This window comes from Mycobacterium botniense (assembly GCF_010723305.1).
In the GTDB taxonomy this organism is placed as follows: Bacteria; Actinomycetota; Actinomycetes; order Mycobacteriales; family Mycobacteriaceae; genus Mycobacterium; species Mycobacterium botniense.
The window spans coordinates 1,188,261-1,210,781 of record NZ_BLKW01000004.1 but is presented as its reverse complement, the minus strand read 5'-3'; the positions used below and the strand labels follow the sequence as shown (position 1 = coordinate 1,210,781).

Genomic DNA, 22,521 nt, shown 5'->3' with positions numbered 1-22,521 from the left:
CCTCAGATCGCGACGAAACCACCGCCACGCGATGCAGTGAACGCCGAGTTCAGCGGCCCACCAACGTCGTTAGTCACACTGAGCACCCTACGCCGCAGGGCCGGTGTGTGTCGCTGGGCGATGTCCGGGCCGTACGGTTAACGGGTGAGCAGAACCCGCGTCCGCGACGGGTGCCCCGGCGCCTTGCGCGTCCATCAGGCCGCCGATGGCGCGCTGGTGCGGATCCGGCTGCCCGGTGGGGTGTTGACCGCCGCACAGTTGGCGGTGCTGGCCAGGGTGGCAGACCGGTTCGGCGCGGCGACACTGGAGCTGACCGCTCGCGGCAATCTCCAAATACGCAGAGTCGATGACACCGCCGCGGTCGCCCATGCCATCGACCGGGCCGGTCTGTTGCCGTCGGCAACCCACGAGCGGGTCCGCAACATCGTCGCCTCGCCGCTTTCCGGCCGGGTCGGCGGGCGCGCTGACGTCCGCGGCTGGGTCCGCGAGCTGGACGCGGCGATCCGGGCCGAACCCAGGCTTGCGGCACTGCCGGGCCGGTTCTGGTTCAGTATCGACGACGGTCGCGCCGACGTCGCCGGCCTGGGCGCTGACCTGGGTGTTCATCTTCTCGACGACGCGGTCGCGTTACTGGTCGCCGGCCGTGATACCGGCCTGCGGCTCAGCGCCACTGAGGTGGTGCCGACATTGGTCGAATTAGCCGTCAGATTCCTTGAGGTTCGGGAAAACGCTTGGCGTATAAGCGAACTGGATGACCTGTCCGCTCTGCTGCCCGGTGTTGAGCCGGGGGCGACCCCGTTTCGTCCGGTCACGACACCACCGCTGGGGCTGTTACACCAGGACGACGGCCGCATCGCCCTGGGCGCCGCGGTGCCGCTGGGTATTCTGCGGTCAACGGTCGCCCAATCCCTGGCCACCTTCGACGCGCCGCTGGTGGTGACACCGTGGCGGTCGGTGCTGCTGTGCGACCTGGACGAGAGCCGCGCCGGCGCAGCACTGCGGGTGTTGGACGCGGCAGGCTTGGTTTTCGATGAGACGTCTGCCTGGCTGAGGGTGAGCGCATGCACCGGAAGCCCGGGCTGCGCCCACTCTGCTGCCGATGTGCGCGCGGACGCCGCCGCAGCCGCCCGCACTGCTGACAGCACCGGCCACCGGCACTTCGTCGGCTGCGCGCGGGCATGCGGCAGCCCGCCCGTGGGCCAGGTTCTGGTGGCCACCGCAGAGGGATACCGACTGCTGCGGGACGCGGCGCTCCCCGGCGCGGCGACGTCCGGCACAGCCGGTGGTCACCCGCAGGTTAAGCCGTAGGGTGATCGGGTGCTCGACTACATTCGCGATGCCGCGGAGATCTACCGGCGATCATTCGCGACCATCCGCGCCGAAGCGGATTTGACGGGTTTCCCCCCCGATGTGGCAGATGTCGTGGTGCGGTTGATCCACACCTGCGGCCAGGTCGACCTCACCGAGCACATCGCCTACACCGACGATGTTGTCACCCGCGCCGGCGCCGCGCTGCGCGGCGGCGCCCCGGTGGTGTGCGACTCGTCGATGGTGGCCGCCGGCATCACCAGAAGGCGGCTGCCGGCCGGCAATGAAGTGGTGTCACTGGTGGCCGACTCGCGGGCTGCTGAGCTCGCCGACCGGCAGCACACCACCCGATCGGCGGCCGGTGTCGAGCTGTGGGCCGACCGGCTGGGCGGCGCGGTGCTGGCGATTGGCAACGCGCCCACGGCCCTGTTCCGGCTGCTCGAGCTGCTCGACGATGGGGTCCCGGCGCCGGCCGCTGTGCTCGGCGGCCCGGTGGGCTTCGTCGGCTCCGCCCAAGCCAAGCAGGAGCTCATCGACCGCCCGCGCGGTATGGCCTATCTTGTTGTGCGGGGACGCCGCGGCGGAAGCGCGCTGGCCGCCGCGGCCGTCAACGCGATCGCGGCCGGTGCACATGACTAAGCGGGGAACGCTTTTCGGGGTAGGGCTGGGGCCGGGCGACCCCGAATTGGTGACGGTCAAAGCCGCCCGGGTGATCGGCGACGCCGATGTGGTCGCCTACCACAGCGCCCGCCACGGCCGCAGCATCGCGCGTGCTATCGCTGCACCGTATTTGCGGCCCGGCCACATCGAGGAGCACCTCATTTATCCGGTCACCACCGAGGCGACGGACCATCCGGGCGGCTATGCCGGCGCACTCCAGGATTTTTACGCCGAAGCCACTGAGCGGATCGCGGCGCATCTGGACGCCGGGCGCGACGTGGCGCTGCTCGCCGAGGGCGATCCGTTGTTCTACAGCTCCTATATGCACCTACACACGCGACTGACCCAGCGGTTCAACGCGGTCATCGTGCCGGGCGTGACCTCGGTCAGCGCGGCAGCGGCGGCCATCGCCACTCCGCTGGTGGCCGGCGACCAGGTGCTGTCGGTGCTGCCGGGCACATTGAGCCTCGCCGAGCTGACCCACCGGCTTGCCGACACGGACGCCGCCGTCGTGTTGAAGCTGGGTCGCTCTTATCCAGCGGTGCGGGAAGCGCTTTCACTGGCCGGCCGTCTCGGCGAGGCGGTCTATGTGGAGCGGGCCAGTACACCCGGGCAGCGGGTGTCGCCGGCCGCGGAGGTCGACGCGACCAGCGTGCCCTACTTCTCGCTGGCGCTGCTGCCGGGGGGACACCGGGCCGAACCGGCGGGCGGCGTCGCGGTGGTGGGGCTGGGGCCCGGCGGGGCCGACTGGATGACCCCGCAGTGTCGCCGCGAGCTCGCCGCGGCCACCGATCTGATCGGCTACCGGCGGTACCTGGATCGCGTGCCGGTGCGCGACGCTCAGCGCCGCCACCCCTCCGACAACACCGACGAAACCGCGCGCGCCCGGCTGGCCTGCGAACTGGCTGAGCAGGGACGCGCGGTCGCGGTGGTGTCCTCGGGTGATCCGGGGGTTTTTGCGATGGCCACCGCGGTGCTCGAAGAGGCCAAACAGTGGCCGGGCGTGCGAGTGCGGGTCGTGCCCGCGATGACCGCAGCGCAGGCGGTGGCCAGCCGGGTCGGCGCCCCGCTGGGCCACGACTATGCGGTGATCTCGTTGTCTGACCGGCTCAAACCGTGGCGGGTGATCGCCGCGCGGCTGTCCGCCGCAGCCGCTGCTGACCTGGTGCTGGCGATCTACAACCCGGCGTCCACGACACGAACGTGGCAGGTGGCCGCCATGCGGGATCTGTTGCTGGCGCATCGCGATCCAGGTACTCCGGTGGTGATCGGCCGCGATGTGTCCGGGCCAGGTGAGCAAGTCCGCGTGGTGCGGCTGGCCGATTTGGATCCCGCCGACGTCGACATGCGCTGCCTGCTGATCATCGGATCGTCGCAAACACAGTGGTACTCTTCGGATTCCGGTGACCGGGTGTTCACCCCGCGGCGCTACCCGGGCTGAGTTCACCGGCCGGGTCGCGGGAAAACCCGGCTGGTGACAACTGCCTAAAACCACTGCCTGTGAGCACACCTCGGCAAGCTTCTCGGGGCGCTACTGTCGACCCAGGGTGTCACTGACTTTTTTCCCGAAACGAGGCAACACGATGCCCACTGCACTCGCGCAGCCGGGAATTGTCGTCGGTATCGACGGCTCCGCGCATTCGCACGCCGCCCTGCGCTGGGCCGTCCAGGAGGCGACGATACGCAACGCGGCCCTGACACTGGTGTACGCCGCGGCCCCGATCCCGGCCGGCTCGCCGATACTGACGCAGTGGCCGGGAGGCGTCGTCCCGGCTGAGGTCCTGCAACAGCTGGAAGGCAGGGCACGGCAGGTGCTCGCCGACGCGGTCCAGGTCGTCGAGGAGATGGCCGGCGACCGCAGCCGCCTACGCATCAAAAGCGAGCTGATCTCCGAGCCGCCGGTTCCCGCGCTCGTCGACGTGTCCACGAAAGCCGACATGGTCGTTGTGGGCAGTCGCGGCCAGGGTGCGGTGAAACGCGTGCTGCTGGGTTCGGTGAGTACCGGGCTGGTGCATCACGCCCACTGCCCGGTGGCGGTGATTCGCGACGGGGTCGTTCCGCCGGCGCACGGACCGGTGCTGGTCGGGATCGACGGGTCGCCGGTGTCGGAGCTGGCTACCGCCATCGCTTTCGATGAGGCGTCGTGGCGGGGGGCGGAGTTGGTCGCCCTGTACGCCTGGACTGACGCCGAGGTGCCCGACATGACACACCGGGAATGGACGGGGTTGACCCGAACATCGTGGTCGGCGCTGCAATCGGAGGCCGAGGAAACCCTGGCCGAACGGTTGGCCGGCTGGCGGGACCGCTACCCCGACGTCACCGTCCACCGGGTGGTGGTCCCCAACCGGCCGGCACAGCACCTGCTCGAGCGCGCTGAGTCGGCCCAGCTGGTGATCGTGGGCAGCCACGGGCGCGGCGGCTTTGCCGGCATGCTGCTCGGATCGGTCAGCACGGCGGTGGTGCACGCGGCCCGCACACCGGTGATCGTCGCCCGGCAGCGTTAGCCGGCACCGCGGTCGCCGTTTGGTGCGCCGCTACCCCTGTGGACCGGCACCGGCGCGGTGTACCGTCGAAGCTGCGGAGCGGATTGTGCAGGGACGAGGCGCCACGATGTCCAGCGCGGTAGCGCAGCCGGGAATCGTCGTCGGTATCGACGGCGCCGCGCATTCACATGCCGCGCTGCGCTGGGGCGCCCGCGAGGCGGTGCTGCGCAACACGGCGCTGACCCTGGTGTACGTGGCCGCCTCCCCGCAGCCGAAACTGCAGGCACACCGGGTTCTGGAAGAGGCGGTTCGGTTCGTCGAGGATATGACCGACGAGCACACCCGCCCGCCGATCAACAGTGAGCTGATCTCCGGGGCGCCGGTTCCCGCGCTTGTCGACTTGTCCCGGAAAGCCGACCTGATTGTCGCGGGTTGCCGCGGCCAGCGGGCCGTAAGACGCCTGCCCTTCGGATCCGTTCTCCCGGGGCTGGTGCATTACGCCCACTGCCCGGTCGCGGTGATCCACAGCGAGGCGTCACTGCCGCTGCAGGGGCCGGTGCTCGTCGGCATCCACGGTTCGCCGGCCTCGGAGCCGGCCACCGCCCTCGCATTCGACGAGGCTTCCCGGCGGGGTGCCGAGCTGATCGCCCTGTACGCCTGGACCGACGCCGAGGTTCCGGCCCTGGCGAATCGGGAGTGGACCGGGTTGACCAGGCGCTCGTGGTCGGCCCTGCAATCGGCCGCCGAGAAAACGCTGGCCGAGCGGTTGGCCGGCTGGCAGGAACGCTACCCGGACGTGACCGTCCAGCGCATGGTCGTTGTCAACCGGCCCGCGGAGCGCCTGCTCGAGCACGCCGGATCAGCCCAACTCGTCGTCGTGGGCAGCCCCGGGCGCAGTGGTTTTGCCGGCATGGTGCTCGGGTCGGTCTGCACAACGGTGCTGCGAACCGTGTGCACGCCGGTGATCGTCGCCCGGCAACGCTAATCGGTTAACCCGTCTCGGTTACCCGGCGGGGCAGCGAGGCGATATGCCCTGGTGAATATCCTGGTGACGGCCGCATGTGGCATTCCTTGCGGAGCAGCGTCCTAGCTGGACACCCCCTGGAGCCTGTCGGTCACCGCCTCCGAATCCTCCCTTAGCAGCAGGGAACGGACCAGCCGTCGCGGTCCGAAGGCCCGCAGCAGATAGCTGGCCGGGCGGCGGCGCACCCGTTGCGGCCACCAGAACCAGCGCCCCAGCAGCGCCGCAATCGACGGTGTCATCAGCGAGCGCACGACCAGGGTGTCGAACAGCAGGCCGAGGCCGATCGTGCTGCCGGCCTGGCCGATGGAGCGCACGTCGCTGGCGACCATGGACATCATGGTGAACGCGAACACCAGGCCCGCCGCGGTGACCACCTGACCGGTTTCGCCCACGGAGCGGATAATGCCGGTCCGTAATCCCGCGCTGATCTCCTCCTGGAACCGCGATACCAACAGCAGGTTGTAGTCGGATCCGACGGCCAGCAGGATGATCAACCCGAACACCGGCGCGATCCAGTTCAGGTCCGAGCCGACCAGGTATTGCCACGCCAGCACCGAGAGCCCGAAGGCGGCCCCCAGCGACACCAGCACCGTGCCGACGATCACCAGGGAGGCGACCAGGGCGCGGGTGATCATCACCATGACGACGAAAATCAGTGTCAGCGCCCCTATTCCCACGATGGCCAGGTCGTATCTCATTCCGGTTTGTATGTCGTTGTACACCGCCGCTGTCCCGGTCAGATAGAACTTGCCGTCGGCCAGCGGCGTCCCCTTCACGGCTTCCCGGGCGGCGAGGAGTTCGGGCTTGACCGCGGCGATGCCCTTGGGCGTGGCCGGGTCTGCGGTGTGGGTGATGATGAAGCGCGCCGCTTTACCGTCGGGGGACAGGAAGAGCTTGAGCCCTTTCTGGAAGTCGGGATTGTCGAACGCCTCCGGCGGCAGATAGAAGTAGTCACCGGTCTTTGCGGAGTCAAACGCCTCGCCCATCGCACTGGCGGTGTCTGTCATGCGCGCCATCTGGTTGACCAGCCCCGCGAAACTGCTGTGCATGGTGAGAAGGCTGCCGCGCATGGCCTTCGTGACCGCGATAATCGGCGGAAACTCTGCGAGCATTTTCGGCAGCACCGCATCGAAATGATCCATGTCCTTCAGCAGCGCGTCCATGTCTGCACTGAATTTGTCGACATCGTCGAGCGCGTCGAATAGTGATCTCGTCGCCCAGCAGATCGGGATGTTGAAACAGTGTTTTTCCCAGAAAACATAACCGTGCAGCGGCCTGGCGAAATCATCGAAATCCGCCAGATGATCTCTCATCTCGTCGACGGTGGCTTTGAGCTCTTTCATGTCGATATTCATGTGATGAGTCGTGTCGGTCATCTGGCGCATCAAATCCTGCAACCGCTCCATCGACCCGATCATGACACCCAGGTCGTCGCTCATTTTGAGCATATCGGCCATCCGGTCCTTCATGAACTGCAGGTTTTCTTGAATCGGAATCGCCTGCATGCTGACCTGGAACGGTATCGAGGTATGTTCGATCGGGCTTCCCAGCGGCCTGGTGATGCTTTGTATTCTGGCAATACCGGGTGTACGGAAGATATCCTTGGCGATCCGGTCCAAGATGATCATGTCGCTTGAATTCCGCATGTCGTGATCGGCGTCGATCATGAGAATGTCAGGGTTCAGCCTGGCGGCGCTGAAATGCTGCTCGGCCGCCGTGTATCCGATATTGGATGGGAACCGGGCGGGAATGTAGAAGCGATCGTCGAAGCTGATCCTCATGCCCGGCATGAGCACCACCCCGACCAAAGCGATCAGCAAGGAGGCCACGAAGATCGGCGCTGGCCAGCGGACCGCCGCGGTGCCGACCCGACGCCACCCGCGAGCCTTGATCATCCGTTTCGGGTCGAGCAGGCCGAACCGCGTGGCCACGGCGACCACGGCGGGCGCAACGGTCAGCGCCCCGGCGATAACGACGAGCAGCCCCAGTGCGGACGGAATACCCAGAGCACTGAAGTAGGCCAGCCGCGCGAAGTGCAGGCAAAACGATGCTCCGGCAATTGTCAGCCCCGAGCCCAAGATGACATGGTAGGTTCCCCGGAACATCGTGTAATACGCTGTTTCCCGATCTTGACCGGCCTGGCGCGCCTCGTGGTAGCGGCCGATCAGGAATATCGCGTAATCCGTTCCGGCCGCGATCGCCAGTGACGACAGCATGGCCACCACGAACGTCGAAAATCCCAGGAGATTGTAATTTCCGAGAATCGCGACGATCCCCCGGGCCGTGCCCATCTCGAAACCGACCATCACGAGAACCAGAAGCACGGTGCTGAGGGAGCGATAAACGATGAAGAGCATGATCATAATGACCACGCCGGTCACGCCCATCATTTTGAACATGCTTTTGTCGGCGGCCTCGTTCATATCCGTCGTGAGGGCACCCGGACCGGTGACGTATGCCTTGATCCCGGGCGGCGGCGGGGATCTGTCGACAATCGTCCGCACCGCGTTGACGGACTGGTTTCCCAGGGTGCTGCCCTGATCGCCGGCGATGTTGAGCTGGACGTAGGCGGCTTTACCGTCGCTGCTTTGGACACCGGCGGCAGTGATGCGGTCTGCCCACAAGTTTTGGACATGCTGGACGTGCGTGGTGTCTGCCTCCAGCTTTTTCACCAAGCCGTCGTAGTAGCGGTGAGCCTCGGTGCCGAGTTCTTTATCACCGATCAGGACGACCATCACCAGGTTGTCCGAATCGAACTCGTGAAATTTCTTGCCGATGCGTTTCGCGGCGATCATCGCCGGGGCATCCTGCGGTGACATGGTCACCGCGTGCTGTCTCGCGACCACCTCGATCGGCGGTACCAGCAGGTTCACCGCCAGCGTCAGCAGCAACCACGCCAGAATGATCGGCACCGCGAACGTCCGCACCGCCCGCATGAAGACCGGGCGGGTGCCGTCGTCGGCGCTCATGCGGCTTTCACCAGGCAGAAGGCCTGGGCGTGGTGCTCCCGGATGACATGCTCGTCCTTCACCTCACCGTTCACGGTGATGCGACAGCCGATGCTGTCGCTGTTGCCTTGGGCCACCACATCGGCGACCACGGTCGGTATCGTCGTGGTGAGGGTGTAGGTCCAGGGCAGGCTGGTGAAGGTGGCCTGCTCGGGCTCCGCCAACTTGTTCAAGTAGCTGACACTTCCCGCCGTGTCGGCGGGCCCGAACACCTCGTAGGTCACGCGTTTAGGGTTGAAATTCACGATCCTCTCCGCGGTGCCGGTCGAGGTGAAAATCTCATCGGAACCGAAAACGCCACGCAGCCGGTTGACGGCGATACCGCCAATAGCGACGACAACGATGACGACCAGCGGCACCCACGTCCGCTTGAGCATGGTCAACATCTGACGTTCCCTCCGCCAGCGGCCTCGTGCGAGCCGCTCCATCGTTTCATGCCCGCACCGCCGCGCCGAACAGGAAAGCTCGCCCCCGACGGAAATGGGTTTCGGGAGGGTGTGCCGGTACGGGTATACCCCCGAGCCGCCCGCCCGGACACCCCACCGGCGCAAGGCGCGGCGGCCAACGCTGCTGCTGGCATGTCTCCCCTACTCCTTATGACCACGCAATGACGGCCTCGCGGCCCGTCACGGCCGCATTGTTCCGACAAACGATATATACCCTACCCGGTATTCTGCGGGAAGCGGGCCGGTATGACAGGCGTGCGCGGGTTCGCGGGGCGGGCCGGGACGCCGGCCAGCACCCGCCGGCCATGTATCCGAACGGTCGCGGTGCGCGCCAAGACCGATCACCGCCGAGGCGGGCCGAAAGCCGTGATTGCACAACGGCGTCGGTGACTACCGGCGCCGATGACACCCCGAAGCGTTGGCCACCCACGCGACCGCTTCCTCGACGGTGCTCGCCGTCGTCACACCCGCCGGCAGCGGCGGGCGGCTGACCATCACGACGGGGATCTGCAGCGCCGCGGCCGCGTCGAGCTTGGCGCGTGTCATCTCGCCGCCGCTGTTTTTGGTCACCAGCGCGTCGATGCGGTGTTCCGCCAGCAGCGCGTATTCCCCGTCGTAGTGATACGGTCCGCGGGAGAGCACCAGCTGGTGCCGGCGCGGCAAGACGGCGGGGTCCGGCGCGGTGACCGCCCGGATCAAAAACCACGCGTCGCTGTCGGCGAACGCGCCGACACCCGATCTGCCTGTGGTGAGAAACACCCGGGAAAACCCCTGGACAGCAACGGTCTTCGCTGCTTCTCGGTCGGATGTCACCACGATCGCGTCGCCGGGGTCCCACGCGGGCCGGGCCAGCACCAGGTAGGGCAGCCCCAGGTCGGCGCACGCCTCGGCGGCGTGCGCCGTGATGGTTTGCGCGAACGGATGGGTGGCGTCGACGACGGCGCCGATCTGCTCGTCGCGCAGCCAGCGCCGCAGCCCGTCGACGCCGCCGAACCCGCCGATGCGCACCGCCCCGGCCGGCAGCGCCGGACGCGGCACCCGCCCGGCCAGCGAGCTGACCAGGTCGACCTGCGGGTGCAGCCGTGCGGCCAACGCCCGGGCTTCGCCGGTGCCGCCCAGCAGCAGCACCCGCATCAGTGCCCCTCCCGCGGGAACGCGGGCCGGGCGGGGGCCGGGTGATCGGACCGGGCGCGGCGGCGCCGGGCCGCCGAATACAGGTAGCTGTCGGTGAATCCCTCAGCGGCCAGCACCTCGCCGACGATGATGACGGCGGTTTTGGTGATACCGGCGTCGTGAACCTGTTGCACGATATCGGCCAGCGTGCCGCGCAGCACAGTCTGCTGCGGCCAGCTGGCGAAAGCCACCACCGCCGTTGGTGTTTCGGGCTGGTATCCGCCGGCCAGCAGCTGCGGTACGGCGCTGTCGATCTGCGCGGCCGCCAGGTGCAGCACCAGGGTGCCGCCGGATCGGGCCAGCGCGGTGAGGTCTTCGCCGGGCGGCATGGGTGTCGACAGCGTCGCCACCCGGGTCAGCGTCACCGTCTGCGCCACCCCCGGCACGGTGAGCTCACGCTGTAACGCAGCGGCCGCAGCCGCGAAAGCCGGTACGCCGGGCACGATTTCGTAGTCGATACCCAGCGCGTTTAACCGGCGGCACTGTTCGGCCAGCGCGCTGTACAGCGACGGGTCACCGGAATGCAGCCGCGCCACGTTGTGACCGGCGGCGTCGGCGTCGGCGATCTCGGTGATGATCTGCTCCAGGGTCAGCGAACCGGTGTCGACAACCCGGGCGTGCGGCGGGCAGCAGGCCAGCAGATCGTCGGGCATGATCGATCCGGCGTACAAACAGACCGGGCAGGTGCTGAGCAGCCGCCGGCCCCGCACCGTGATCAAGTCGGCGGCGCCGGGACCTGCACCGATGAAATACACCGTCACTGTTTGCTCACCTCCCACTGGGTAACCGGCAGCTGCGGACGCCAACCGGTAAAGGTGCCCAGCGGCTCACCCTGGTAATGCTGGAACCGTCGCAACTTTCCGCCTATCCGCGAATATGCTTGCACCAGAACAACTTCGGATTCTGCTGTGACAGCGTTGGCGACCAGGCGCCCACCGCCGGGCAGATGGTCCAGACATGCTTCGAGCAGACCCGGCCGGGTGAGGCCACCCCCGATGAATATGACCGACGGTGCCGGAGCACCGTCGAACGCTTCCGGTGCCTCGCCGCGCAGTTCGATGTCCAGCCCAAACGCGGCCGCATTGGACCCGATATTGCGGCGGCGGCGTTCGTCGCGTTCGAATGCCACGGCGGTACAGCCCCGCCAACTCCGGCACCATTCGACAGCGATGCTGCCCGCGCCCGCGCCGACATCCCACAACCGTTCCCCGGGCCGCGGCGCCAGCACCGACAGCGTCACGGCGCGGATGCCCGACTTGGTGATCTGCCCGTCGTGGACGAGCGCGTCGTCGGGCACCGGCGACACCCGCTGGTCGGGCAGGTAGCGCACCGCGATGACGTTGAGGTCGTCGACCTCGGCGGGTGCTTGAGCCGCGTAATCGCGGGCCGTGCCGCGCCAGCAACGCTCCCCGGGGCCGCCGAGTTGTTCGAGCACGCTGAACTCGGAGTCCCCCCGCCCCTGTTCGACGAGCAGCCGCGCCACCGCGGCCGGAGATTCGCCGCTGCGAGACAGCACGATCGCCTGGCCGCCGCGGCGCACAGCGGTGTGCGGGGGTGTGCTGACCAGGCTGATCACATCGGTGTCCTGGACCGCCCAGCCCAACCGCGCGCACGCCAGCGAGACTGCCGACACGTGCGGCAGCACCCGCACCCGCTCGCACCCGAACATCCGGATCAGTGTCGTCCCGATACCATGCAGCAGCGGGTCGCCGCTGGCCAGCACATGCACGTCAGCCGGGTGCTCGAGCAGGCCGTTCACAGCGGGCAGCAGCGGGGAGGGCCACTCCCGACGTGCCGCGCCCACCGTATCGTCGAGCAGGCCCAGTTGCCTGCGTGACCCGTAAATCACTGTGGCGCGGCGTAATTCGGAGCGCGACACCTCCGATAAGCCCGGCATCCCGTCGGCGCCGATCCCGACCACGACGATCATCGGCGCCGCTTCTCCTCAGCACTGTGCTGTGTGTCGCAACGGGCGCGGGTCATCGCGGCATCCGCCGCCAGATGAACTGCGGCAGCAACCGCATCCCGATGAACAGCGGATGCAGCGCCCCGGGAACCCACACTGTGCGCCGGCCCCTGGCCAGTGCGCGCGCGGCCGCCGCGGCCACCTGCGCCGGTGTGCTGGCCAGCGGTGCGGGCCTCATACCCTGTGTCATGCGGCCGATGACAAAACCCGGCCGCACGATCAGCACCTGCACTCCGGTGCCGGCGAGCGCATCGGCCAATCCGCTGGCGAAGCCGTCCAGGCCGGCCTTGGCCGAGCCGTACACGTAGTTCGCCCGGCGCACCCGCACCCCGGCCACCGAGGAGAACACCACCAGCGATCCGCGGCCCGCGGCCCGCATCGCCGCGCCAAGATGGGTGAGCAGGCTGACATGGGCGACGTAGTCGGTGTGCACGATGGCCACCGCGTGCGCGGCGTCGGTCTCGGCGCGGGCCTGATCACCGAGAATCCCGAAGGCCAGCACCGCGATGTCGATGGGCCCGTGCTCGGCGATGATCGAGTCGACCAGCGCGCCGTGCGATTCCAGAGCATCGGCGTCGAACTCGCGGGTGAACACCGCGGTCGCCCCGGCCGCGCGCACCGTCGCCACCTGCTCGCCGAGCCGGTCGGCATTGCGCGCCGCGAGCACCACCGTGGCGCCGGGCGCCAGCCGCAGCGCGAGTTCGGTGCCGATCTGACTGCGGCCGCCGAAAATCACCACCGGACCACGACCCGTGTCCTTCACGGCTGCGATTATCGCCTGCGCTAGCGTGAGCGATGATGGCCAAGACCACTACCCGGCTCACCAATGATGCGCTGGCGTTCCTCAGCGAACGCCATCTCGCCATGCTGACGACGCTACGCGCCGACAATTCGCCGCACGTGGTGGCGGTGGGTTTCACGTTTGACCCCAAGACCCATATCGCGCGGGTCATCACCACCGGCGGCTCACAAAAGGCCGTCAACGCCGAGCGCGGCGGGATCGCGGTGCTCAGCCAGGTCGACGGCGCCCGCTGGCTGTCGTTGGAGGGGCGGGCCCGGGTCAACAGCGATATCGACGCCGTGCGGGACGCGGAACTGCGCTACGCCCAGCGTTACCGCACCCCGCGGCCCAATCCGCGCCGGGTGGTCATCGAGGTGCACATCGAGCGGGTGTTGGGATCCGCTGATCTGCTCGACCGCGGCGACGACTAGGACGGCCTGGCGCCGGGTGCGCGGATGACCAGCGGCACCGCGGGGAAATACGCTGCCATCTCCGGTCGCGACTTGGCCAGTGCGGCGGTGCCGTAGCCTTTGTGCCGGTGGTCGGGGTGAATCCAGATCCGGACGTGAACTTCGTGTCCGACGAGTTCGCCGAACACCATTCCGACCTTCTGGGTGCCGTCGACGGCGACGAACCAGGCGGCTTCCTCGGCGTGGATTCGGGCCAGCGCTGCGCGGATCTCGTCGTCGAGGTCGCCGACCGGCCCGCCTGTCCCGTCGCCGGCGGTTCCGGTGTCCCGGGTGCGCGCGGCGAAGATCTCGCGGTCAGCCTCGCCGGCGAAGGGGCGAAGTATCAGGGTGTCGCCCGAACTGGCCGGCCGCTCCCGGCGGGTGAAGGTCAGCTGGGCGTTCAGGTCGTCGAGCTCGCCAGCGATCTTGTGGCGCGAATCCCTGGTGAGGCGCATCACGCAGGATGGCCTGGTGCCCGGCCGCCAGCGCCGGCCGCCGCCACGCGGTTCGTGGCTCCGTGCGTGCCGATGCCACCGAAGTGCTCGTTGATTGTCATTGCCGTTGCCCTCGGGCCGGTTAGCTGCTCAGCGCCTGCTGAGAGGCCTGTTCTTGGGCCTCGTAGTTGCCGGCGTCACGAATCAGCCCGTCACGCACCCCATGCAGCATCGTGACGATGTTGCGAAACGCCTGGTGCATCTGAGCCATCGTGTCATAAGAGGTGCTCTGCGCCGAACCGCTCCACCCGGCGCCGGCGATGTTGACCGACGACGCCCACATCTTGCGGGCCTCGTCCTCCACGGCCTGAGCGTGCGTATCAAAACGACCCGCCATGTCACGCATAGCATTCGGGTCGGTCATAAATCGGGTGGGCATGACGTACTCCTTCTCGTGACGTAGTGACTGCACTGGATTAGGCTGTGTCACCAGGCATTCCCGGTCGCTAACCCGCGGCTGGAGGACGTGCCATCACGACGGGACGAAATCCGTAAATCGGTTCTTCTTCGAGTTGGTGAGCGGCCATGGCTGCTGTGCCACCCAGGGGTAGGCCGGGCATGCCCACCGAAGTATCGGGGGCCGCCATGGGGGTGGCGCCGAGCGCGCGGCTCAGGCTGCCGGCACCCGGCAGCTCCGAGGCGATCTTGGTGAATGCCGGTGCGCCGGCGGCCCAGCCTTGCGGTACCGACAACACCCCCAGTGGGGCCGCCTGCCCCATCCCCGCCGACACCGTCGGGCCCAATGCTGTTGCGGCCGGAGCCAGCCCGAGGCCGGCGTTCAGCGGCATGGTGGATAACGCTTGGCCGTGGGAGGCAGCCATGGCAGGCAACAGATACGTCAGCGCCACCGCCGAGTCGAGCATCGTATTGGGGTTGGTCAACCCGCTGGTGGTCATTGCGTTGCTGAAGTTGGAGACCGTGGCGTCGTTGAGGTAGCTGCCAAGCAGTGATCCGTTGTTCCCGTCGAGGTAATTGAGCACACCGGCCAGTCCCGTGGTGGAGGTGTCCGAACCGGGTGAGAGCCCAAGCCACGAGAGAAGTCCTGTGCTGGTGGACGCGCTGCCGGCGGCAGAGTTCGTGGCCTGGGCTGCCGCGGCCGCGGGCATGCTGGCTGCGGCGGCCAGACCGGTGGTGGTCTGCGGCGGCGCGGTAAACGGCGTCAGCTGAGTCGCCGCCGTCGAGGCGCTGGCATAACCGTACATGGCCGCGGCGTCCTGGGCCCACATCTGTTCGTATTCGGCCTCGGTGGCCGCGATTGCCGGGGCGTTCTGGCCCAACACGTTGGTGGCCTGCAGCGCGGCCAACTGGGCGCGGTTGGCCGCGATCATCGCCGGGGGCACGGTGGCGGCATACGCCGACTCATAAGCGTTCGCCGCCGATTGCGCCTGCGCCGCAGTCTGCTCAGCCTGGGTGGCGGTCGTGTTCATCCATCCCACAAACGGCGCGGCCGCAGCGGCCATCGACGCCGACGCCGGACCTAGCCAGCTGCTGGTGGTCAATGCCGAAATCACCGAAGCATATGAGGACGCCGCCGACCGCAGGTCGGCCGCCAACTTGCTCCAGCCGGATGCCGCGGCCAGCATAGGTGCCGCGCCGGGTCCGGAATACATACGGGCCGAATTGATCTCCGGCGGCAACATCGCAAAGTCGATCATCACAGCGTCTCCGTCTCAGTGGGTTATCCGGCAGCCGGCGGGCGCGGCATCACCAACGGGCGAAAGCCATATTTTGGAATCGGGCGGCGCAGACGCCCCACGGCATGGGCCAGCGGCGACGCGACGCCTCCCGGGCCACCTGTTGACGAACCCGGTGGCCCGCTCAGCGGAGTGCCACCCAGTGCTGAGCTCAGCGGGCTGTGCGGCGCCAGCGCGGCCCAACCCGGCGGCACCGACAACGCTCCCAGCTGCCCCCCGTGGCCCAGGCCGGCTGACACCGCACCCAGGCCCGGCAAGCTGGCCGCCGGTACCCCACCACCGGGCAGGCCCAGCAGGCCACCCAGGCTCGGTAACAATCCGCCTCCGGCGGCGCCCTGCATCCCGCTCATGGCCTTCATCGCGTTGATGGTGGCCACCGTCGACATGATGATGAACTGCGGGTTGAACGGCCCGCCCGCAAGCGCTCCATTGACCACCATCGTGCTGAAGAAGTTGCCGCTCAAGAACGTTCCGACCGCCGAGTTGTTCGACCCACTGAGCGCCCCAGTCAGCAGCGACTCCAGGTTCGAGAGCCCCGACGATGACGCAGTCGACGTGGCAGTCCCTCCCAGCAGCGACGAGAGCCCCGAAAACACCGACGTGCCACCGCTTGAGCTGGCTGCCGAGCCGGCGGCGGCTTGAGCCACGGCAGCGGCTTGTCCACCGGCAGCGGCAGCTGTGGTGGTCGGCTGCGGCGCACTAAACGGCGTCAGCTGAGTCGCCGCCGTCGAGGCGCTGGCATAGCCGTACATGGCCGCGGCGTCCTGGGCCCACATCTCGGCGTATTGGGCTTCGGTGGCTGCAATCGCCGGGGTGTTTTGCCCCAACACGTTGGTGGCCACCAGCGCGGCCAACTGGGCCCGGTTGGCCGCGACCGCTGCCGGCGGCACTGTCGCGGCGAACGCAGCCTCGTAGGCGGCGGCTGCCGACTGCGCCTGCGCCGCAGTCTGCTCAGCCTGGGTGGCGGTCGTGTTCATCCACCCCACAAACGGCGCGGCCGCGGCGGCCATCGACGCCGATGCCGGACCCCGCCAGCTGCTGGTGGTCAACCCCGAAATCACCGAAGCATATGAGGCCGCCGCCGATCGCAGCTCACTGGCCAGCTCGCGCCAGCCAGCTGCGGCCGCTAGCATTGGTCCCGATCCGGGACCGGAATACATGCGGGCCGAATTAATTTCCGGCGGCAGCGCAGCAAAATCCATCACGATGAACCCTCCAGACGCTCACAGCGCCGCCACCGTGTTGGCCGCAACCGACTCCTCCCACGCGTCCAGGCCAGCCGAGGGTGCATTCTGCAGGGCCGGCTCGAGATTCCGCACGCTGCTTGCTGCCGCGCTGACCATTTGCGGAATAGTGCTGAACGACATCAACTCTCCTTAAAAGCAATACAAGTCGAATCCAGGGCTACAAGCCGCATCGATGCGCCACCCCAACGGCCGTACCGCAGGCCAACATTCGCGGATGTTTAACCGCCGCGACGCAGGTCGATTCAGATGGCGGTAGTGATGCCGGGGCCGGATACGAACGAAATGGTCATCGGCCTCGGATAAGAACTATCACCGGGACTCATCCCGCTCTCACCTCCTCACGGCCAGGGCGCACAGGGGACGATAATCCAGTGCACAGCGAGGTGGAGTCACCTAACCAGAACGGGTCAGATGCGCACCTCTCTCGTCAGAGCTTTGGCACTGCACGTCGTATCCGGTGTTCCGGAAGCCACTTGGGCTCGACCCTTAGGCCGGGAGGAGCTGTCCTGACCCGGGGCGTCTTTCGACGTTAGGGGTCAGTGGCCTGTATCCGCGCAGACGCCTCACCTAGCGAGGTGCTCGCATCGGCAACAGTACACCGAAAACGGCGTAAGTCAACCCAGCCGCATCGTGTTTTCCGACGCTGTGCTCTTCGCTGGAAGTGGCTGCGACACATACCTCGCGAGCCGAGCGCAGTCACGGCCGCCCGCCGCGGTAACGCTACCCGCTGGGGCAACGGGCGCACATCGGCGCGGTGCTCGCATACCGGAGTCACGCAGTGCGACCGGCGAATACACGAGCTGTTCTTGACCGGGCTGGGTCGGTCCGCGTCAAGGCGCCGCGGGCACGCGCATTGACTCCACGACGACATCGCGGCGTGCTGCCGATGCAGCCGCCGCTCAGTCCGGTGGGCGGTCTGGCGGCAACCGACCATCCCGAACGTTTTACCGGGCAGCTGAAATCAACGTGGGCCTCACGCCGACGTCTTTGACGTGGTGCGTCACCATCGCCCAGGCCGACGGCGAGTAGTGCGTTGTCACCTTCTCGAATCCCTCGACCCGAGTTACGGTCACCACGCCGGTGTCGTGGTTGATCGAGATTTCATCTCCGTCCGTTGCGCGCACTTCCTGTCCGTTAAGCAGCCGGATGATGAACACGGTGGTTTCTCCTTCCCAGCCAGGTCTGACCGGCTCGGCTTTCCGACACGGGTCAGGAACTACCGATCAGAACGGCTTTGACCCCAAGCAAGATCGCGCCGACAATGAGATAGCCGCGCAAAGCAAGCATGCCCAGCCGGGTTCCGAGCGACCAGGTCACCGGTTCCAGCAGGATCAGCGGCGGCATCCGCCAGGTGGCACGATCAGTGGCGGCCGTGCCGCGCGAAAAGCGGTGAGGAATGAGAGGCTTTGGCCGTGCACCGCCGAAGCTGCGCAGAACCAGAAAAGTGACCGCTGCGCATACCACAAGACCGACCGTCAGATGACGTGCGATAGAGACCACGTCGAGCTTGGGGAAAATCGTTGTTGCCATCAAGATTCCCGAGAGCAGCAACAACGCCCCGACAATGACACCGGCGACCGCATTGAGCCACGGCCGGTTTACCCAGGGGCCCAGGACTTCCCGATCGTTGCATAACAGCAGTAGGAATACCGTCGCGCTGGGCAGCAGCAACCCGGCTAGCGCTTGCACACCGGTGGTGATCAAACCGAGAGGTGCACCGGGGATAAGTACGATCACGGCGGCAGCCACGACCATCGCGGTGTAGGACAGGTAGAAGGGTTTGGCGTCCGCGAAGCTGCGGTGCAGAGAATGTTTGGTTCCGAACACATCTCCGAACGCGTAGCTGGTGGAGAGGGTAACCGCCGCAGCGCCGATGATCGAGGCGTTGAGCAGCACGATCGCGAACACCGACCCGAGGATGGGGTTATGCTGGCCAAGCAGGTGGGCAAGCGTACCGGCGTCGACGAAACCTCCACGGCTGTGGGTAGCGCGAGCGGCCCAGTCACCGGTCATCATCAAAGCCGCTGCGCCGAGCGCCACAACGAACGCGCCAAGCGTGGTGTCGGCTCGCTCGTAGCTGATGAAACGCGGCGTAATGCGTTTGTCGACAACATTGGACTGCTGAAAGAACAGTTGCCAGGGGGCGACTGTAGTGCCGACGATCGCGATGATCAGTAGCACTGCGTCGGAAGTGACTCCACCGTTAATCCGGGGGGTGACAAAGGATTTCGCTGCATTTCCCCAATCCGGATGGGACATGAGCAACATGGGAATCTGCAGCAAGGTGATGGCAATGAACACCAGCATCGCGCGTTCCCAGCGCCGAAAGCTGCCGGTAGTCATGATTGCGATCAGTGTGATCGCGGCGAATGGGACAACTATCGATCGGGGAATGCCCATACAGTCGGCCGCTAACGTTATGCCGATGAATTCGGTGACGAGGGTCAGAAAGTTCAGCAGGAACAGGTCACCGACTGAGAAGGCGCCCCAGCCCCGGCCGAAACGTTCGTTGATCAACCGCGCGTGACCAACTCCGGTGACTGCTCCGAGCCGGACAACCATCTCCTGGTTGACGATGAGCACCGGGATCAACAGCAGCAGCACCCACAGCAGGCTGTAACCGTAGTTTTGCCCGGCCTGGACATAGGTCGCAACGCCTCCGGCGTCGTTGTCACCGACCATCACGATCAAACCAGGCCCGATGATCGCCAGTAGTGTTGCCAGGCGGACCCTGAGGGTGCGCGGGCGCTCGATATCAGTGATGCTGATCCGGCCCAGGGCACCCTCGATGTCACCGACATGGGCGCTGTCTAAAACGGCTGTGCGCGGCGGCGCAGGTATTGCGGCGTCGACGGTACCGGGGTCCAGGGCGGTCACGGCCACTCACATCCTGTGTCGGCGCAGGCCGCAGTCTCGGTTACTGAGAGCGATCCCCGTATTGGGCATGGGCCGGCTTCCCGTCGGCGCCAGTCGTCGGGAACAGTGATCTTGAGAACGTCATCGACGGTGACGACACCCAGCATTCGGTCCTCGTCGTCGACGACAGGGATGGTGTGCAGGTCGTAGTCGGCCATGAGCATCGCAACTTCAGCCAGATCGGCGTCCGGGGATACCCGAATTGGATCCGAATCCATCAGTGTCGCGACCATATCCATCGGGCGGGACTGCACCAACGCAACCAGTGAAACCACACCGCTCAGCCGACCCCGATCATTGAGGACGTGCATCTGCAAAAGCGCCTCGGGCTGGATTGTCAACGCACTGCCGATCACGGCGAGCGCGTCTGCGACCGTGGCTTGCGTGTCGCAGCAGACGAAGTCGACCGTCATCAATCCCCCCGCGCTATTCGGGTTAAAGCCCAAAAGGGTCAGGATTTTTAGGCATTGCGGACCAGGCATCAAATCGAGAACCCGCCGGCGGCGGGACTGGCGTAGGTCGATGATCGCGTCGGCGGCGTCGTCGGCGCGCATCCGGCTGAGGAGGCCGGCCACCTCGTCGTCGGGCATGTCGTCGAGCAGTCGGCTGGCCTTGTCCGGATCGAGTTCCTCGAAAACGTCGGCTTCCAGCTCCGGGTGGCAGCGAACTCGGTCCAGGATTTCCCCGCCTTCGGCCTGGTCGGCCTCTTCGAGCAGATCGGCGATTTGCGCTGGCTTAAGCGCCGCCACTCGCCCAGAAACCCGGCGCACGGCCATCGACCAGCTATGCCCGATCAGCGGCTCAAAGGCCTTCCAGTCGCGGGCAGGATGACCGCCGGGAGTCTTGAGCAGTCCGAACAGACGTGGTGGGCGCCGGGTGTCCAGCCGCCTGAGCACCCAGCCTTCTGTGTTGTGTTCAAGCTCGACATCGTAGGCGTGGACCAGTTTGCCTGCGGGAACGTCGATCAGCCGATAGCCCAGCACGTCGGCGCGTAACAGCACCTCACCAGGGCGGCGCTCGAAACGACGCAGATCAATCTCATTGTGGCTCAAAGTTATCCAGTCCGGACCGAACCAATCGATGGACTGGCTACCCACGAAGACTTGCCGGCCACCGACACCGGCCACCAGGCCGGTCACCAACGGATAAGCCTCCGCGCCGCGTAGCCGCACAATGATGTCATCAACTCGGCCAACTGCCTCACCAGAAGGCGTCATCACAGGGCTCCGCAGCAACTGCGACAAATGGATGACTGAGCGGCTGGTGCCGACATCGCACGGTTCGACAGCTGGCATGTTCATGGCGGTACCTTCTCGATGCTTTTCACGCGTTGCGTGTTGGTCAGAAATACCGGGCAAAATCCGGCAGACGCGTATCCCAAACGTTCACAGAACTGTCGCCGCGTTAGCTACTTCGGTGGCGCCGTAGGAGTCGGCGCTGACCCGCAAGATAGTCACAAACATGTTGTGGATCGCAGTGGCTTGTGCGCTGACGGCCTGATACGCCTTGGCATGCGCTGCGAATTGTGCTGCCGTCATTGCGGATACCTCGTCGGCCGCAGCGGGCACCACTCCGGCCGTCGGGGCCGCAGCAGCCGCGTTCTGCGCAGCGAGCGCGGAGCCGATCTCCTGTAACTGGCTGGCTGCCGCGGCCAGCATTTCGGGTTGTGTGGTCACGAAAGACATCGGGCGTCCCTTTCAAATTCAAAAGACAATGCAATCCGCGGAAACCGCCTCACGGTTTTCAGGGCAGGACAAAATTCGGCGAGCCCACAAAGCGTGGACTGAAATTAACGATCTGAAGCGACGCGAGCCGATTCAGAAAACGGATATGTTGCCAGGCTCGGGCTCGAACGAAACGGCTACCGAACCCCGATAAGGAGGATCACTGGAACTCATTTCGCTCTCACTTCCTCGCGGCCAGGACACACGCGGATGGACTCAGGTTGCACAACGGGGCAAGGTCCAACCGGCGGATCAGCCGGATGAGGTACCCCACTCGTCAGAGCTTTGGCACTGCACGGCGTATCCGGATCGGATCCGGAAGCCACTTGGGCTCAACCCTTGTGCCGGGAAGAGCTGTCCTGACCCGGGGCGTCTCTCGACGTTAGGGGTCAGTGGCCTGTATCCGTGCAGACGCCTCACCTAGCGAGGTGCATGCATCGGCAATGGTGGCACTAAGGCCAGCCGGAGTCAACCCGACAGCGCGGATACAACGCAGAACTGGCTTACCGGGGTGCACAGCCTTGATGTCGGCGGGTGCAGAGCTCATCGCAGCTCAGTGGCGGACCCGGCTGCTCACGCAGATTCGCGTCGCGCCAAAAGCACACGGCAGCAGAGTCGTTGCTGACAGCCGGCTTGGCCCGCCAACCGGGAAATCGCACGTGGAGTGGATCTGGCATCCGATTGCCGGCCCAGCCTGCTCTGGGGCGCAGGACCCGAGCGTGCCGATCGGACGGCCTGGTGGAAGTTTCGCTGAAACGTTGACGAGTAGCCCGTCTCGGTGCCACGATAAAACGGCAAGCACCTCGGTAGGTGAGGCGTCTGCGTGGATACAGGCCACTGACCCCGAACGTCGAGAGACGCCCCGGGTCAGGACAGCTCTTCCCGGCACAAGGGTTGAGCCCAAGTGGCTTCCGGATCCGATCCGGATACGCCGTGCAGTGCCAAAGCTCCGACGAAAGGGGTGCGTGCTCGGCTCCGTCAGTGCCGGGCGCTCGATCCCCTTCCGTGCGTGTACTGTAGTGACGCCCGCGTGTGTCCTGGCCGCGAGGAGGTGAGGGCGAATGAGTCCGAGCGATAGTCCATGGGCGTATCCGGAATCCGTTTCGTCCCGAACCCGTAGCGGCATTCGTTCTGCCGCGTAAGGCTTT

Annotated in this window: 20 protein-coding genes, 1 pseudogene and 3 riboswitches; of the genes and pseudogenes, 6 read left to right on the top strand and 15 right to left on the bottom strand. The window is 66.5% G+C overall.

The genetic code is table 11. From position 1 onward, the window contains the following. Positions 1-144 precede the first annotated feature (144 nt). The 5 genes from cobG (at position 145) to G6N08_RS15560 (ending at position 5,436) form a co-directional block, all read left to right on the top strand. Positions 145-1,308 carry a precorrin-3B synthase gene (cobG, locus tag G6N08_RS15580; RefSeq protein ID WP_163758741.1) on the top strand — a complete coding sequence of 388 codons (1,164 nt, stop codon included), beginning with the start codon at positions 145-147 and terminating at the stop codon, positions 1,306-1,308. 9 nt (positions 1,309-1,317) lie between these two features. Next, entirely contained in the window at positions 1,318-1,947 is a 630-nt protein-coding gene (locus G6N08_RS15575; RefSeq protein ID WP_163758740.1) for a precorrin-8X methylmutase, read from the top strand. After that, positions 1,940-3,409, top strand: a complete 1,470-nt coding sequence (locus G6N08_RS15570; RefSeq protein WP_163758738.1) for a precorrin-2 C(20)-methyltransferase — start codon at positions 1,940-1,942, stop codon at positions 3,407-3,409. Before G6N08_RS15575 ends, G6N08_RS15570 begins: the two co-directional genes overlap by 8 nt. Positions 3,410-3,551: 142 nt before the next feature. Then, complete coding sequence (locus tag G6N08_RS15565; protein ID WP_163758735.1) at positions 3,552-4,472, top strand: universal stress protein; 921 nt, start codon at positions 3,552-3,554, stop codon at positions 4,470-4,472. A gap of 106 nt (positions 4,473-4,578) precedes the next feature. Further along, on the top strand, positions 4,579-5,436 hold the full coding sequence (locus G6N08_RS15560) for a universal stress protein (protein ID WP_163758733.1): 858 nt from the start codon (positions 4,579-4,581) through the stop codon (positions 5,434-5,436). A 101-nt stretch (positions 5,437-5,537) separates the two neighbouring features. Here G6N08_RS15560 and G6N08_RS15555 read toward each other — a convergent pair whose 3' ends face one another. The 6 genes from G6N08_RS15555 to dprE2 form a co-directional block, all read right to left on the bottom strand. Further along, positions 5,538-8,444: an MMPL/RND family transporter gene (locus G6N08_RS15555; RefSeq protein WP_163758731.1), complete on the bottom strand. Its 2,907-nt coding sequence runs from the start codon at positions 8,442-8,444 to the stop codon at positions 5,538-5,540. Continuing rightward, entirely contained in the window at positions 8,441-8,869 is a 429-nt protein-coding gene (locus G6N08_RS15550; RefSeq protein ID WP_163758729.1) for an MmpS family transport accessory protein, read from the bottom strand. Before G6N08_RS15550 ends, G6N08_RS15555 begins: the two co-directional genes overlap by 4 nt. 450 nt (positions 8,870-9,319) lie before the next feature. Continuing rightward, entirely contained in the window at positions 9,320-10,063 is a 744-nt protein-coding gene (locus G6N08_RS15545; RefSeq protein WP_163758727.1) for a cobalt-precorrin-6A reductase, read from the bottom strand. Next, positions 10,063-10,863, bottom strand: a complete 801-nt coding sequence (cobM, locus tag G6N08_RS15540; RefSeq protein WP_163758725.1) for a precorrin-4 C(11)-methyltransferase — start codon at positions 10,861-10,863, stop codon at positions 10,063-10,065. Before cobM ends, G6N08_RS15545 begins: the two co-directional genes overlap by 1 nt. Beyond that, positions 10,860-12,032, bottom strand: coding sequence for a precorrin-6y C5,15-methyltransferase (decarboxylating) subunit CbiE (cbiE, locus tag G6N08_RS15535; protein ID WP_163758723.1), 1,173 nt, complete (start codon positions 12,030-12,032; stop codon positions 10,860-10,862). Before cbiE ends, cobM begins: the two co-directional genes overlap by 4 nt. Positions 12,033-12,081: 49 nt before the next feature. Then, positions 12,082-12,831, bottom strand: a complete 750-nt coding sequence (dprE2, locus tag G6N08_RS15530; protein ID WP_163758721.1) for a decaprenylphospho-beta-D-erythro-pentofuranosid-2-ulose 2-reductase — start codon at positions 12,829-12,831, stop codon at positions 12,082-12,084. A gap of 35 nt (positions 12,832-12,866) precedes the next feature. Between dprE2 and G6N08_RS15525 the strand changes: the two genes are divergently transcribed. Beyond that, positions 12,867-13,280 carry a F420-dependent biliverdin reductase gene (locus G6N08_RS15525; protein WP_163758719.1) on the top strand — a complete coding sequence of 138 codons (414 nt, stop codon included), beginning with the start codon at positions 12,867-12,869 and terminating at the stop codon, positions 13,278-13,280. Here the strand turns inward: G6N08_RS15525 and G6N08_RS15520 are convergent. The 9 genes and pseudogenes from G6N08_RS15520 to G6N08_RS15480 all read right to left on the bottom strand — a co-directional run. Continuing rightward, positions 13,277-13,750, bottom strand: a pseudogene (locus tag G6N08_RS15520) (GNAT family N-acetyltransferase); the annotation flags it as partial. The gene G6N08_RS15525 and the pseudogene G6N08_RS15520 overlap by 4 nt on opposite strands. Positions 13,751-13,874: 124 nt before the next feature. Then, on the bottom strand, positions 13,875-14,171 hold the full coding sequence (locus G6N08_RS15515; protein ID WP_163758717.1) for a WXG100 family type VII secretion target: 297 nt from the start codon (positions 14,169-14,171) through the stop codon (positions 13,875-13,877). 67 nt (positions 14,172-14,238) lie between these two features. Further along, positions 14,239-15,447: a PPE family protein gene (locus G6N08_RS15510; RefSeq protein ID WP_163760718.1), complete on the bottom strand. Its 1,209-nt coding sequence runs from the start codon at positions 15,445-15,447 to the stop codon at positions 14,239-14,241. Positions 15,448-15,470: 23 nt separating this feature from the next. Further along, positions 15,471-16,688: a PPE family protein gene (locus G6N08_RS15505; RefSeq protein WP_163758715.1), complete on the bottom strand. Its 1,218-nt coding sequence runs from the start codon at positions 16,686-16,688 to the stop codon at positions 15,471-15,473. A gap of 21 nt (positions 16,689-16,709) precedes the next feature. Continuing rightward, positions 16,710-16,853, bottom strand: a complete 144-nt coding sequence (locus G6N08_RS15500; RefSeq protein WP_163758713.1) for a hypothetical protein — start codon at positions 16,851-16,853, stop codon at positions 16,710-16,712. 292 nt (positions 16,854-17,145) lie between these two features. Next, positions 17,146-17,315: riboswitch (M-box (ykoK) riboswitch) on the bottom strand. Positions 17,316-17,677: 362 nt separating this feature from the next. Next, positions 17,678-17,890 carry a hypothetical protein gene (locus G6N08_RS15495; protein ID WP_163758711.1) on the bottom strand — a complete coding sequence of 71 codons (213 nt, stop codon included), beginning with the start codon at positions 17,888-17,890 and terminating at the stop codon, positions 17,678-17,680. 52 nt (positions 17,891-17,942) lie between these two features. Then, on the bottom strand, positions 17,943-19,610 hold the full coding sequence (locus G6N08_RS15490; RefSeq protein ID WP_163758709.1) for an Nramp family divalent metal transporter: 1,668 nt from the start codon (positions 19,608-19,610) through the stop codon (positions 17,943-17,945). Continuing rightward, positions 19,607-20,950 (bottom strand): magnesium transporter MgtE N-terminal domain-containing protein, encoded by a 1,344-nt coding sequence (locus G6N08_RS15485; protein WP_163758707.1) that lies wholly within the window; start codon positions 20,948-20,950, stop codon positions 19,607-19,609. The genes G6N08_RS15490 and G6N08_RS15485 overlap by 4 nt, the downstream gene beginning before the upstream one ends. An 84-nt stretch (positions 20,951-21,034) precedes the next feature. Then, a complete protein-coding gene (locus G6N08_RS15480) occupies positions 21,035-21,334 on the bottom strand; it encodes a PE family protein (protein ID WP_163758705.1) in 300 nt (99 codons plus the stop codon). Positions 21,335-21,635: 301 nt separating this feature from the next. Then, positions 21,636-21,808: riboswitch (M-box (ykoK) riboswitch) on the bottom strand. 360 nt (positions 21,809-22,168) lie between these two features. Then, a riboswitch (M-box (ykoK) riboswitch) is annotated at positions 22,169-22,341 on the top strand. Positions 22,342-22,521: the final 180 nt, after the last annotated feature.